Here is a 13,592-nt window from a genome sequence, read left to right as displayed (position 1 = left end):
CTAGACTGACTCCCTCAGTTCTTCCCGCGTCCCGCTTTCAAGGCCTTTTTGCATGTCCGATCCTCGTTACCAGGTCGACGTCAGCGTCGCCACCCGCTTCCTCGCTGAACAGTCACAACCCGAGCACGACCGCTTCGCCTTCGCCTACACCATCACAGTGCGCAACAATGGCTCGCTGCCCGCCAGGCTGCTGTCACGGCATTGGATCATCACCAACGGCGACGGCCATGTAGAAGAAGTGCGCGGTGAAGGCGTGGTTGGCCAGCAACCGTTGATCGATGCCGGCAAGAGCCACAGCTATAGCAGCGGAACAGTGATGACCACCAAGGTCGGCACCATGGAGGGCACCTATCAAATGCTCGCCGAAGACGGTAAGCGCTTCGATGCGATCATCAAGCCCTTCCGACTGGCGGTGCCCGGAGCGCTGCACTGATGGCCACGTATGCGGTTGGTGACCTGCAGGGCTGCCTGGACCCGCTTAAATGCCTGCTGGAGCAGGTAGCGTTCGACCCACGCAAAGACACGCTGTGGCTAGTCGGCGACCTGGTCAACCGTGGCCCGCAGTCGCTGGAAACCCTTCGTTTCCTCTATGGTATCCGCGACTCTTTGGTATGCGTGCTCGGCAATCACGATCTGCACCTGTTAGCCGCCTGGCAAAACATCGAGCGCCTGAAAAAATCCGACACCTTGAGCGAGATTCTCGACGCCCCCGATTGCGTCGAGCTGCTTGAATGGTTGCGCCAGCAAAAACTCATGCATTACGACGAGGCGCGCAACCTCGCGCTGGTCCATGCCGGCATCCCACCCCAATGGTCGCTGCGCAGAGCGCTCAAGTGCGCTGGCGAAGTGGAACAGGCGTTGCGCGACGACAACCTGTTCGGCCCCTACCTGGACGGCATGTACGGCAACGAACCCGTCAAATGGGACAACGACCTCACCGGCACGGCCCGTCTTCGCGTCATCACCAATTATTTCACGCGCATGCGCTTCTGCACCCGCGACGGCAAGCTCGATCTCAAGGGCAAGGAAGGCATCGAGACCGCCCCGCCCGGCTACGCGCCGTGGTTCAAGCACAAGGAGCGCAAAACCCGCGACCTGAAGATTATTTTCGGGCACTGGGCGGCACTCGAAGGCCAAACTGACGAAGCCGGGGTTATTGCCCTCGATACCGGCTGCGTCTGGGGCAGCGCGATGACACTGATGAACGTCGACACCGGCGAGTTGTTGCGCTGCGATTGCGACGAGAAGGGCCACGCCAGACCCAATACATCGACCATTGCATCATTGCCGGCCGGCACCGACGCTTGACCGGCGTTGCGCCCAAGGCCACAGGAGTACCTCATGACCGAATTCAAACGCATCTCCCCCGAGCAGGCCCAGGCCCTGCGTGAACAAGGCGCGGTGCTCGTCGATGTGCGCGACCCGGCCACTTACGCAACTTCACATATCAGTGGCTCCAAGCATTTGGATAACCATTCCCTTCACGCTTTCATCCAGGGCGCTGATCTCGATGCGCCTACCATCGTAGTCTGCTATCACGGCAACTCCAGCCAAAGCGCAGCGGCTTACCTGGTCAGCCAGGGTTTCAGTGACGTGTACAGCATGGACGGCGGCTTTGAGCTGTGGCGCACGGTTTATCCTGATGAAACAGAGCAAGGCACCCACGAATAATTTTTTATGACACCCAAGCCCACGAGAACCGCGGGCTTGGGCGATGGCGGACGAACGGTCTGCCACAACTAATTACGTATTCAACCTTTACCTCTCGGATTCCGAACTATCCTTAGCCTCAGGCCATCCAAAACAGGGGAGAGCCGGTACACCGGCGCGCGGATCATCGGGAGTCAGCTTTCAGGAGCCGCATTCTTGAAAGCATTCTGGGGGGTAAAACGGCAACTGGGGTCCCAGCGGCTGTCCAGCATCGACTGATTGATCCGACACCGGCTCCACGTATCGAGCGAGGTGACGTCATGAGTATTTTTAGCCACTTCCAGCAACGTTTCGAGTCCACGCGGCAGGAGGAGTACTCGCTGCAGGAATACCTCGAACTCTGCAAGCAAGACCGCAGTGCCTACGCATCGGCTGCGGAGCGTCTGTTGCTGGCAATCGGAGAACCGGAACTGCTGGACACCTCGACCAACTCGAGGCTCTCGCGGATTTTTTCCAACAAAGTGATCCGGCGCTACCCGGCCTTTGCAGACTTCCACGGGATGGAGGAATGCATCGAACAGATCGTGTCCTATTTCCGCCATGCCGCCCAAGGCCTGGAGGAGAAGAAGCAGATTCTCTATCTGCTCGGCCCCGTCGGTGGCGGTAAATCGTCCCTGGCCGAGAAACTCAAGCAACTGATCGAAAAAGTGCCCTTCTACGCCATCAAGGGCTCTCCTGTCTTCGAATCGCCCCTGGGGCTGTTCAACGCCACCGAGGACGGCGCGATCCTCGAAGAGGACTTCGGCATTCCCCGTCGCTACCTCAACACCATCATGTCGCCATGGGCCACCAAGCGCCTGGCGGAGTTCGGCGGCGACATCAGCCAGTTCCGCGTGGTCAAGCTCTATCCTTCGATCCTCAACCAGATCGCGGTGGCCAAGACCGAACCAGGTGACGAAAACAACCAGGACATCTCGGCCCTCGTGGGCAAGGTCGATATCCGCAAGCTAGAAGAATTCCCACAGAACGACGCTGATGCCTATAGCTATTCGGGCGCGCTGTGCCGGGCCAACCAGGGCCTGATGGAGTTCGTCGAGATGTTCAAGGCGCCGATCAAGGTGCTTCACCCATTGCTGACCGCCACCCAGGAGGGTAACTACAACAGCACCGAGGGACTGGGGGCGATACCATTCAGCGGCATTCTGCTCGCTCACTCCAACGAATCGGAATGGCATACCTTCCGCAACAACAAAAACAACGAAGCCTTCATCGACCGGATCTACATCGTCAAGGTGCCTTACTGCCTGCGCGTCTCCGATGAGGTGAAGATCTACGACAAGCTGCTGTTCAACAGCTCGCTGTCCAAGGCCCATTGCGCGCCCGACACGCTGAAGATGCTCGCACAGTTCACTGTGTTGTCGCGCCTGAAGGAGCCGGAGAACTCCAACATCTATTCGAAGATGCGGGTGTACGACGGCGAAAACCTCAAGGACACCGATCCGAAGGCCAAGTCGATCCAGGAATACCGGGACAACGCGGGCGTGGACGAAGGGATGAACGGACTGTCCACCCGTTTTGCGTTCAAGATCCTGTCCAAGGTGTTCAACTTCGACCCCCACGAAATCGCCGCCAACCCTGTCCATCTGCTGTACGTTCTCGAGCAACAGATCGAGCAGGAGCAGTTCCAGGCGGAGACCCGGGAGCGCTACTTGCGTTTCCTCAAGGAGTACCTGGCGCCACGGTACATCGAGTTCATCGGCAAGGAGATCCAGACGGCCTATCTGGAGTCTTACAGCGAGTACGGCCAGAACATTTTCGACCGTTACGTGCTGTATGCGGATTTCTGGATCCAGGACCAGGAATATCGCGATCCGGAAACGGGCGAGATTCTCAATCGCGTAGCGCTCAACGAAGAGTTGGAAAAGATCGAGAAACCCGCGGGCATCAGCAATCCGAAGGACTTCCGCAACGAAATCGTCAATTTTGTCCTACGCGCCCGGGCCAACAACAACGGCAAGAACCCTACCTGGCTCAGCTACGAGAAGCTTCGGGTGGTCATCGAGAAGAAAATGTTCTCCAACACCGAAGACCTGTTGCCCGTCATCAGCTTCAATGCCAAGGCCAGCAAAGAGGACCAGCAAAAACACAACGACTTCGTTACACGCATGGTCGAACGTGGCTATACCGACAAACAGGTACGGCTGCTGTCCGAGTGGTACCTGCGGGTCCGTAAATCACAATAGCCAGCAACAAGCCGCAAGCGACAAGCTGCAAGAGGAAAGCGTGTGAACCCTGGAGCCGGGTTACTGCTTCCACTTGCAGCTTGCAGCTCACCACTTGAAGCTGCCCGGAGGGCACCCATGAGCTATGTGATCGACCGACGCCTGAATGGCAAGAACAAGAGCACGGTAAATCGCCAGCGTTTCTTGCGGCGCTACCGCGACCACATCAAGAAGGCCGTCGAGGAGGCGGTCAGTCGTCGTTCCATTACGGATATGGAACATGGCGAGCAGATCAGCATCCCTGGCCGGGATATTGACGAGCCGGTGCTTCACCATGGCCGGGGCGGCAAGCAGACCGTCGTACACCCCGGAAACAAGGAATTCACCAGCGGCGAGCATATCCCTCGTCCACCCGGTGGAGGCGGCGGCAAGGGCCCGGGCAAGGCTGGCAATTCCGGCGAGGGCATGGATGAATTCGTCTTCCAGATCACCCAGGAAGAGTTCCTTGAATTCATGTTCGAGGACCTGGAACTGCCAAACCTGGTCAAACGCAACCTGACCGGCACCGATACTTTCAAGACCGTGCGCGCCGGTATCAGCAATGAGGGTAATCCGGCGCGGATCAATATCATCCGCACCCTGCGCTCAGCCCACGCACGTCGCATCGCGCTTTCGGGCAGCAGCCGGGCAAAACTGCGCGAGGCCAAGGAGGAGCTTGCCCGCCTCAAGCAGGAGGAGCCGGACAATTTCGGCGACATCCAGGCCTTGGAAGCGGAAATCGAGCGTCTTAGCGCGCGCATCCATCGCGTGCCGTTCCTCGATACCTTCGACCTCAAGTACAACCTGTTGGTGAAGCAACCGAATCCTAGCTCCAAGGCGGTCATGTTCTGCCTGATGGACGTGTCCGGCTCAATGACGCAGGCCACCAAAGACATCGCCAAGCGGTTCTTCATCCTGTTGTACCTGTTCCTCAAGAGGAATTACGACAAGATCGATGTGGTGTTCATCCGGCACCACACCAGCGCCAGGGAAGTCGACGAAGAAGAGTTTTTCTATTCAAGGGAAACCGGCGGCACCATTGTTTCCAGCGCCCTGAAGCTGATGCAGGAAATCATGGCTGAACGCTACCCCGCCAACGAATGGAACATCTATGCGGCCCAGGCGTCCGACGGTGACAACTGGAACGACGACTCGCCGATTTGTCGCGACATCCTGATCAACCAGATCATGCCGTTCGTCCAGTACTACACGTACGTCGAGATTACGCCGCGCGAACATCAAGCGCTGTGGTATGAATACGAACGCATTGCCGAAGCGTTTTCCGATACGTTTGCCCAGCAGCAACTGGTCTCGGCCGGGGATATCTACCCGGTCTTCCGTGAACTCTTCCAGCGCAGGTTAGTGACATGACCGCCAAAAAAGAGCAGAAACGCCAGCCTATTTCCACCGGCTCCGAATGGACGTTCGAGCTGATACAAGCGTACGACCGCGAGATCAGCCGTATCGCGGATCGCTATGCCCTGGACACCTATCCCAACCAGATCGAAGTGATCACCGCCGAGCAAATGATGGATGCCTATGCATCCGTCGGTATGCCGTTGGGTTATCACCATTGGTCGTATGGCAAGCATTTTCTCAGTACCGAGAAATCCTATAGCCGCGGCCAGATGGGCCTGGCCTATGAGATCGTGATCAACTCCGACCCATGCATCGCCTACCTGATGGAGGAGAACACGATCTGCATGCAGGCGCTGGTGGTGGCCCATGCCTGTTATGGCCATAACAGCTTTTTCAAGGGCAACTATCTGTTCCGCACATGGACCGATGCCAGCTCGATCATCGACTACCTGGTCTTCGCCAAGCAGTACATCATGCAGTGCGAAGAGCGCCATGGCATCGACGCGGTGGAGGACTTGCTGGACTCTTGCCATGCCCTGATGAACTACGGCGTGGACCGCTACAAGCGACCCTATCCGATCTCCGCCGAAGAGGAACGGCGACGCCAGAAGGATCGAGAGGAACATCTGCAGAAACAGATCAATGACCTATGGCGGACCATTCCCAAAGGCGCCGACAAGTACAACGAGAAGGACAACGCACGCTTTCCGGCCGAGCCCCAGGAAAACATTCTCTACTTCATCGAAAAACATGCGCCGCTGCTGGAGCCCTGGCAACGGGAAATCGTGCGTATCGTGCGCAAGATCGCCCAGTATTTCTATCCGCAGCGCCAGACCCAGGTCATGAACGAAGGGTGGGCGACGTTCTGGCACTACACCTTGATGAACGACCTGTACGACGAGGGCCTGGTCACAGACGGCTTCATGATGGAGTTCCTGACCTCCCATACCAGCGTGGTGTTTCAGCCCGGCTTCGACAGTCCGTATTACAGCGGCATCAATCCCTATGCTCTGGGTTTCGCCATGTATCGGGACATCCGGCGCATGTGCGAAAACCCTACGGAGGAAGATCGCCGCTGGTTCCCGGAAATCGCCGGCTCGGACTGGCTGTCGACGATCAAATTCGCGATGAGCAGCTTCAAGGATGAAAGTTTTATCCTGCAATACCTGTCGCCCAAGGTAATACGCGACCTCAAGCTGTTCAGCATCCTTGACGACGATCAAAAAGATGACCTGCTGGTGCCCGCCATCCATGACGAAGGTGGTTACCGCGTCATCCGGGAAACCCTGGCGGCGCAATACAATCTGGGCAACCGCGAGCCCAACGTGCAGATCTACAGCATCGACCGCCGCGGTGATCGCTCACTGACTCTGCGTCATCAGCAGCACAACCGCAAACCGCTAGGCGAATCAACGGATGAGGTACTCAAGCACCTGCATCGTCTATGGGGGTTCGACATCCATCTGGAAACCCTGCAGGGCGATCAAGTGATGAAAACCCATCATGTGCCGCCACGCACCGAACAAGCCGAAGGAGATTATGGGCGCCTGGATCTGGCCGTCATTCATCTTTGATCACGCTTTCGCCTCCGAACGTCCGACATAAAGGTTTATCCTGTCGGCCCAACGGAGGTTTTTTATGCAGATCTACAAGGTCGGCGGCGCTGTACGCGATCGCCTGCTAGGCATCCCCGTCACCGACGTTGACCGGGTCGTGGTGGGCGCCACTGCCGAGGAGATGCTCGCCAAGGGTTTTCGCCCCGTAGGGGCTGATTTTCCGGTATTTCTTGATCCAAAGACTGGCGAGGAATACGCCCTGGCCCGCACCGAGCGCAAGAACGGCCGAGGTTATGGTGGTTTCGTGTTCCATGCCAGCCCCGAGGTCACGCTCGAAGAAGACCTGGTCCGCAGAGACTTGACGATCAACGCGATGGCCGAGGACGACCACGGCAATCTCACCGATCCCTACCACGGGCAGCGCGATCTGGAAGCACGCTTGCTCCGTCACGTTTCCCCCGCATTCGCCGAAGATCCCCTTAGAGTCTTGCGCGTTTCCCGTTTTGCGGCACGCTATGCCCCCCTGGGTTTCAAGGTGGCCGACGAGACGCTCGAGCTGATGCGCCAGCTCAGCGAATCCGGCGAACTGGAGGCATTGACGGCTGAACGCAGCTGGAAGGAAATTTCCAGAGCGCTGATGGAGAGCCAGCCCCAGGTATTTATCCAGGTACTGCGCGACTGCGACGCCCTAAAAATCCTCATGCCCGAAGTGGATGCGCTGTTTGGCGTTCCACAACCCGAAGTCCATCATCCGGAAATCGACACCGGCGCTCACACGCTGAGCGTGCTGGAACAGTCGGCACGGCACAAGCAACCGCTGACCGTGCGCTGGGCTTGCCTGCTGCATGACCTGGGCAAAGGCCTGACACCCGAGCATGAATGGCCGAGACACATCGCCCATGAGCACAAGGGGCTGAAGCTGATCAAAGCGGTCAACGAACGCTTCAAGGCGCCACGCGACTGTCAGGAATTGGCACTGCTGGTTGGCCAATATCACACGCACGGACACCGCGCGCTTGAATTGAAGGCGTCTACGCTGCTGGAACTGTTGCAAAGCTTTGATGTGTACCGCCGTCCCCAGCGCTTCGAGGAGTTCATCATGGCCTGCGAAATGGATGCACGGGGGCGCAAGGGGCTTGAGGAACGGAATTATCCACAGGCTGATTATCTGCGGGGAGCCGCGGCAGCGGCTCGCGCAGTGGCGGTGCAGCCGCTGTTGGAAAAGGGCTTCAAGGGACAGGAACTGGGTGAGGCAATCAAGCGTGAGCGCCTCAGGGCATTGAAGGCCTACAAGGAAGCAGCAGCGAATTAAAGGCGGTCGTGCCAGTTTCCGCGTGTTCGCCGGGGGTTCCGCCGCCTCAGAGCAGATCCGGTGGCGTAAGTTGCTGCCCTCGCCATTGGAAAGCCACCGGGGCCAATACCTGGTCGATCTGCGCCTCTTCCCACAACGTGGCAAAGCTTTTGCCCACGCCAGGGTGGATTCGATCCGGCGCGATCAAAGACAAAGGCCACAGGACAAAGGCATTCTTGAGAATTTCGGCACGCGGCAGGATCAAGCCGTCGAAGTTGCCTACCTGCTCGCCATACAACAACACGTCGATGTCCAGCGGCAGGCCCTTGCGGTCCGGTGCATAACGACCGTTGTCGGCCTCGATGAACTTGAGGCGACGGTCCAACTCAATCAGCGACAGGTCAGTGAAGGCCGACAAGACGAAATTGAAAAAAGGCCCACTCTTGATACCCACCGGCTGGCTCTCGAACACGGCCGAACAGCGCATGTCCACCAGGAAACCGGCCAGTGCTTCAAGCCCCGCGCATAGATGGGTTTCGCGCTCGATATTGCTACCAAGCCCGAGGAAAACCTGTGTCAGCGACATCCGCGCTCGATCTCCACGCCCACACCGCTGGCAGCCGGTACGGCGCCAGGCTTGGTCACTTTCAGGCGCAGCCAGGTGATTTCGAACTCATCCATGAGCACCTGGGCCAGTCGTTCGGCAAAGGTCTCGACCAACTGGAACTGCGCCTGCTCGGCGAACGCCTGGATGCGTGACGATACGCTGGCGTAATCGAGCGCCAGGGTCAGGTCGTCGCCCGCAGCGGCCGGACGGTTGTCCCAGGCAAAACTCAGGTCAAGGCGCAGGCACTGTCGGATGCCTCGTTCCCAGTCGTAGGCACCGATTACCGTGTCGACTTCAAGGCCTTCGATAAAAACTCTGTCCAAGCACTCTTCTCCGCAGCACGACAAGGGCGCATTGCGCCGTTAGAATCAGGGCGTCCCCGCCCGGAATGGTTAGCATGTTTTGGTTACTGGCGATCCTCGCCTACCTGCTCGGCTCACTGTCCTTCGCCATTTTGCTCAGCCGCCTGACCGGTCGTCCGGATCCGCGAATGAGTGGCTCGGGTAATGCCGGCGCCACCAACATGCTACGCCTGGCCGGACGAAAACTCGCCATCCTGACCCTGCTCGGAGACCTCTGCAAAGGCCTCTTCCCGGTACTGATCGCCAGCCTTGCAGGACTGTCGTTACAGCAACAGGCCTGGATCGGCGTCTGTGCCGTCATCGGCCATCTGTTCCCATTGTACTTTCGCTTTCGTGGCGGCAAGGGCGTCGCCACTGCCGCTGGAATGCTGCTGGGCCTGTATCCGCCGGCCGCCCTGCTTGCCGTCTGCACCTGGCTACTGACTTTCTACCTGACCCGCACCAGCTCGCTAGCCGCGCTGATCGCCACACCGCTCACCCTGCCATTACTGGCTTGGCAGGAGCCGGCGGCCCTGCTGCCGATGACAGCGCTCGTCGCGCTGATCGTCTGGCGTCACCGGGGCAATCTACGCGACCTGTTCGCCGGGCGCGAACGGCATTTCTAAACATCGCTTCACAGCGGCGACAACTGCTCCATTGGCCAACGGGCCTGCACGCTGATCGCCAGGCTCTCCTGCTGGCCCGCTTGCAGGCGCTGGCAGCCGGCAAAGGCAATCATCGCGCCGTTATCCGTGCAGAACTGTGGTCGAGCGTAGTAAACGTCGCCCTTCATGTCGCCGAGCATTTTTTCCAGGGATATCCGCAACGCCTTGTTCGCGCTCACGCCGCCGGCGATAACCAGACGCTTGAGCCCGGCCTGCTTCAACGCGCGCTTGCACTTGATGGTCAAAGTCTCTACCACGGCCTGCTGGAACGCCAGGGAGATGTCGCAACGGGCTTGCTCACTGTCGTCCCCGGCGCTGACACATTGCTGCCAGGTGTTCAGCGCGAAGGTTTTCAAGCCGCTGAAGCTGAAATCCAGACCCGGTCGATCGCACATCGGACGCGGAAAGACGAAACGTCCTTCAACACCCTGGGTTGCCAGCCGTGCGATTTCCGGCCCGCCCGGATAGTTGAGCCCCATCATCTTCGCGGTTTTGTCGAAAGCTTCCCCGGCGGCATCATCGAGCGATTCACCCATGAGCTCGTATTGACCGATCCCATCCACGCGGACCAGCTGGGTATGCCCACCCGACACCAACAAAGCGACGAACGGGAATTGCGGCGGCTGCGGCTCCAGCATCGGCGCCAGCAGATGGCCTTCCATGTGATGCACGCCCAGCGCCGGGATGCCCCAGGCAAAGGCCAGCGCCTGGGCGCAGGAAGCGCCGACCAGCAGCGCGCCCACCAGGCCCGGCCCGGCCGTATAGGCAATGGCATCGATCTCGGTCGGCACACAGTCGGCTTCGGCCAGGACCTGGCGGATCAAGGGCAGCATGCGCTTGACGTGGTCGCGGGACGCAAGCTCGGGCACCACGCCGCCGTAGGCGCGATGCAGGTCGATTTGACTGAACAAAGCGTCAGCCAGCAGGCCGCGCTCACTGTCGTAGAGGGCAACGCCGGTTTCGTCGCAGGATGTTTCTAATCCCAGTACTAGCATGGGTTTGCGCCTTGTAGAGGCTGAATTCGAAGGCGCGCATAATAGTCGCCGCGTTGTGCCCCGACCAGCGGTTTTCGATCAGAGGCTTTGCATTCCGAGCGATGAGGGGTTAACATCCGCAACCCTTAAAAACCGACGTCTTCAAGTGCTCTTTTGCCGCGAGGATGTTGACCCCGGTAATGAATGAAGGTAGCTCTGGATGCCAGCCGTCAAAGTAAAAGAGAACGAACCCTTCGACGTAGCTCTGCGTCGTTTCAAGCGCTCCTGCGAAAAAGCCGGTGTTCTGGCTGAAGTTCGTAGCCGCGAATTCTACGAGAAGCCGACTTCCGAGCGTAAGCGCAAAGCAGCAGCCGCTGTTAAGCGTCACGCCAAGAAAGTTCAGCGCGAACAGCGCCGCGCCGTACGTCTGTACTAATACACAGACGCCCGTCGCAAGCTTCTTGCCAAGCCCGGCCTTCAAGCCGGGCTTATGGCATTTGCGGAACAACGCTTGATGCTTCACCGTCAAAGTCGCAGACGCGACCTAGACAACCCGCTTCACCGCGTCAGACCTGGCTCTTTTGCCAGCGGTGCACGTCTCTTCTGACGAGCCTTCCAAGGCTACTGACGAGCACACCCTGATTCCTCTAACGACGATCAGCCCAAGGCACCTGCCTGCGTGCCCGCCTCATGAGCTATCCGTGGCCAGATCGGCCGTTACCGGATTCAGCGCAACACATTCATACAGTCGAGTACTGATAGTAATTAACGTCAGTGGACAATCGGCAGATACACTTCCGACAGCAATGAAGCAAACGATCCGGTCGAGCCACCTTTTTGCCGTGCCTCGAAACCTGGAATCGATCATGCCTGCTGGTTTCGGATCCCTATTTCGCGCAGTGATGATGAGAACGCCATGGCCGGGCTAATTCCCCAGAGCTTTATTGACGACCTCCTGAACCGCACCGACATCGTCGACGTGGTCAGCTCTCGCCTGCAAATGAAGAAAGCAGGCAAGAACTACACCGCCTGCTGCCCGTTTCACAAAGAGAAAACCCCGTCCTTCAGCGTCAGCCCCGACAAGCAGTTCTATTACTGCTTTGGCTGCGGCGCGGGCGGCAATGCCCTCGGCTTCATCATGGACCACGACAACCTGGACTTCCCCCAGGCAGTCGAAGAACTGGCCAAAGCCGCAGGCATGGAAATTCCACGGGAAGAGAGCGGCCGGCAGCACAAGCCACGCCAACCCACCGATTCGCCGCTTTATCCGCTGCTGACGGCGGCAGCGGATTTTTATCGCCAGGCGCTTAAAAGCCACCCCGCGCGCAAGGCGGCGGTGGACTACCTCAAGGGCCGCGGATTGACTGGCGAGATTGCCCGGGATTTCGGCCTCGGCTTCGCCCCGCCCGGCTGGGACAATCTGTACAAACACCTGAGCAGCGACACGCTCCAGCAGCGCGCCATGATCGACGCAGGCCTGCTCATCGAGAACGCCGAGACAGGCAAGCGCTACGATCGCTTCCGTGACCGAGTGATGTTTCCGATCCGCGATACACGGGGGCGCATCATCGCCTTCGGCGGCCGGGTTCTGGGCGATGACAAGCCCAAGTACCTGAACTCTCCGGAAACCCCGGTTTTCCATAAAGGCCAGGAACTCTACGGCCTTTACGAGGCACGCAAGAACAACCGCAACCTCGACGAGATCATTGTCGTGGAAGGCTACATGGACGTTATCGCCCTGGCCCAGCAAGGCTTGCGCAACGCCGTTGCGACCCTGGGAACGGCCACCAGCGAAGAACACATGAAACGCCTGTTTCGCGTGGTGCCCAGCGTGCTGTTCTGCTTCGATGGCGACCAGGCGGGACGCAACGCCGCCTGGCGCGCATTGGAAGCGACATTGCCATGCCTGCAGGACGGGCGACGTGCACGTTTCCTGTTCCTGCCCGAAGGCGAGGACCCGGATACCCTGGTGCGCTCCGAAGGCACCGACGCATTTCGTGCGCGGATCAACCAGCACGCCCAACCGCTGGCCGATTATTTTTTCCAGCAACTGACCGAAGAAGCCGATCCACGCTCCCTTGAAGGCAAGGCCCACATGGCCACTCTCGCGGCACCGCTGATCGACAAGGTGCCCGGTGCCAACCTGCGCACACTCATGCGCCAACGGCTCAGCGAAATCACCGGCCTGAACAACGAAGCGATGAATCAATTGGTGCACAGCGCTCCGCAGGAAGCACCGCCAGCGTATGACCCAGGCATCGATTACGACGCGATGCCGGATTTCGCCGACTATCATCAACCTCAGCAGGATTACGCGCCTCAGCAGGAATGGACGTCGAAAAAAACCGCCGGTGGCGGCAAGAAATGGGACAAGAAACCCTGGGACAAGAACGGCAAGCGGGGCGATCGCGACCAGCCACGTGTCCCGCGCGTGCCGGCCGCCGTCGAACCACCAACACTGGCCGCCCTGCGCACCTTGCTGCATCACCCGCAACTGGCTGAGAAGGTCGAGGACGCAGGACATTTTGCCGCCGAGGACCACAGCAATACACAATTGCTGGTCGCACTCCTTGAAGCCGTGCAGAAGAACCCCAAGCTAAACTCATTCCAGTTGATCGCTCGGTGGCATGGCACCGAGCAGGGGCGCCTCTTGAAGGCGCTGGCCGAGAAGGAATGGCTGATAGAGGGAGACAACCTTGAACAACAGTTTTTCGACACCATTACTAGCTTATCCGCCCGCCAACGCGAGCGAAACCTGGAACAACTTCTGCGCAAAGCTCGCCAGAGCGAGTTGACCAGCGAAGAGAAAAACCAATTGCGGGATTTACTCAGCCGCAATGTTTGCGCATCAAACCCGACCTCAACTGGCGCGTGAGGTCACAGCTCAG

General features: G+C 58.9%; 13 protein-coding genes. 10 read left to right on the top strand and 3 right to left on the bottom strand.

Annotated features, from left to right (window positions below; translation table 11 throughout):
* Nucleotides 1-52 precede the first annotated feature (52 nt).
* From apaG to M1D68_RS02455, 7 genes are all read left to right on the top strand, one after another.
* Entirely contained in the window at nucleotides 53-433 is a 381-nt protein-coding gene (apaG, locus tag M1D68_RS02485; protein ID WP_420764875.1) for a Co2+/Mg2+ efflux protein ApaG, read from the top strand.
* A complete protein-coding gene (locus M1D68_RS02480; RefSeq protein ID WP_445571238.1) occupies nucleotides 433-1,308 on the top strand; it encodes a symmetrical bis(5'-nucleosyl)-tetraphosphatase in 876 nt (291 codons plus the stop codon). The genes apaG and M1D68_RS02480 overlap by 1 nt, the downstream gene beginning before the upstream one ends.
* A 33-nt stretch (nucleotides 1,309-1,341) precedes the next feature.
* Nucleotides 1,342-1,671 carry a thiosulfate sulfurtransferase GlpE gene (gene glpE, locus M1D68_RS02475; RefSeq protein WP_420764877.1) on the top strand — a complete coding sequence of 110 codons (330 nt, stop codon included), beginning with the start codon at nucleotides 1,342-1,344 and terminating at the stop codon, nucleotides 1,669-1,671.
* Nucleotides 1,672-1,970: 299 nt separating this feature from the next.
* Nucleotides 1,971-3,893, top strand: coding sequence for a PrkA family serine protein kinase (locus M1D68_RS02470; RefSeq protein ID WP_420764878.1), 1,923 nt, complete (start codon nucleotides 1,971-1,973; stop codon nucleotides 3,891-3,893).
* Between the two features lie 117 nt (nucleotides 3,894-4,010).
* Nucleotides 4,011-5,282 carry a YeaH/YhbH family protein gene (locus tag M1D68_RS02465; protein WP_420764879.1) on the top strand — a complete coding sequence of 424 codons (1,272 nt, stop codon included), beginning with the start codon at nucleotides 4,011-4,013 and terminating at the stop codon, nucleotides 5,280-5,282.
* Nucleotides 5,279-6,844 (top strand): SpoVR family protein, encoded by a 1,566-nt coding sequence (locus M1D68_RS02460; protein ID WP_434561990.1) that lies wholly within the window; start codon nucleotides 5,279-5,281, stop codon nucleotides 6,842-6,844. Before M1D68_RS02465 ends, M1D68_RS02460 begins: the two co-directional genes overlap by 4 nt.
* A gap of 64 nt (nucleotides 6,845-6,908) precedes the next feature.
* A complete protein-coding gene (locus M1D68_RS02455; protein WP_457969186.1) occupies nucleotides 6,909-8,138 on the top strand; it encodes a multifunctional CCA addition/repair protein in 1,230 nt (409 codons plus the stop codon).
* A 46-nt stretch (nucleotides 8,139-8,184) separates the two neighbouring features.
* Here M1D68_RS02455 and folK read toward each other — a convergent pair whose 3' ends face one another.
* Together folK and folB are read right to left on the bottom strand one after the other, a co-directional pair.
* Nucleotides 8,185-8,703 carry a 2-amino-4-hydroxy-6-hydroxymethyldihydropteridine diphosphokinase gene (folK, locus tag M1D68_RS02450; protein WP_420764882.1) on the bottom strand — a complete coding sequence of 173 codons (519 nt, stop codon included), beginning with the start codon at nucleotides 8,701-8,703 and terminating at the stop codon, nucleotides 8,185-8,187.
* Nucleotides 8,694-9,047: a dihydroneopterin aldolase gene (gene folB / locus M1D68_RS02445; protein ID WP_420764883.1), complete on the bottom strand. Its 354-nt coding sequence runs from the start codon at nucleotides 9,045-9,047 to the stop codon at nucleotides 8,694-8,696. The genes folK and folB overlap by 10 nt, the downstream gene beginning before the upstream one ends.
* 74 nt (nucleotides 9,048-9,121) lie before the next feature.
* Here folB and plsY point away from each other — a divergent pair, with 74 nt between their 5' ends.
* Entirely contained in the window at nucleotides 9,122-9,691 is a 570-nt protein-coding gene (plsY, locus tag M1D68_RS02440) for a glycerol-3-phosphate 1-O-acyltransferase PlsY (RefSeq protein WP_420764884.1), read from the top strand.
* Between the two features lie 8 nt (nucleotides 9,692-9,699).
* Here plsY and tsaD read toward each other — a convergent pair whose 3' ends face one another.
* Nucleotides 9,700-10,725: a tRNA (adenosine(37)-N6)-threonylcarbamoyltransferase complex transferase subunit TsaD gene (tsaD, locus tag M1D68_RS02435; protein ID WP_434609198.1), complete on the bottom strand. Its 1,026-nt coding sequence runs from the start codon at nucleotides 10,723-10,725 to the stop codon at nucleotides 9,700-9,702.
* Nucleotides 10,726-10,924: 199 nt separating this feature from the next.
* Between tsaD and rpsU the strand changes: the two genes are divergently transcribed.
* Nucleotides 10,925-11,140, top strand: a complete 216-nt coding sequence (gene rpsU / locus M1D68_RS02430) for a 30S ribosomal protein S21 (RefSeq protein ID WP_002551877.1) — start codon at nucleotides 10,925-10,927, stop codon at nucleotides 11,138-11,140.
* A 480-nt stretch (nucleotides 11,141-11,620) separates the two neighbouring features.
* On the top strand, nucleotides 11,621-13,579 hold the full coding sequence (gene dnaG / locus M1D68_RS02425; protein ID WP_420764886.1) for a DNA primase: 1,959 nt from the start codon (nucleotides 11,621-11,623) through the stop codon (nucleotides 13,577-13,579).
* Nucleotides 13,580-13,592 lie beyond the last annotated feature (13 nt).

The organism is Pseudomonas sp. R4-84, assembly GCF_054130985.1.
Note: the sequence above shows the minus strand (reverse complement) of the source record. Positions and strands in the feature narration are given on the sequence as shown.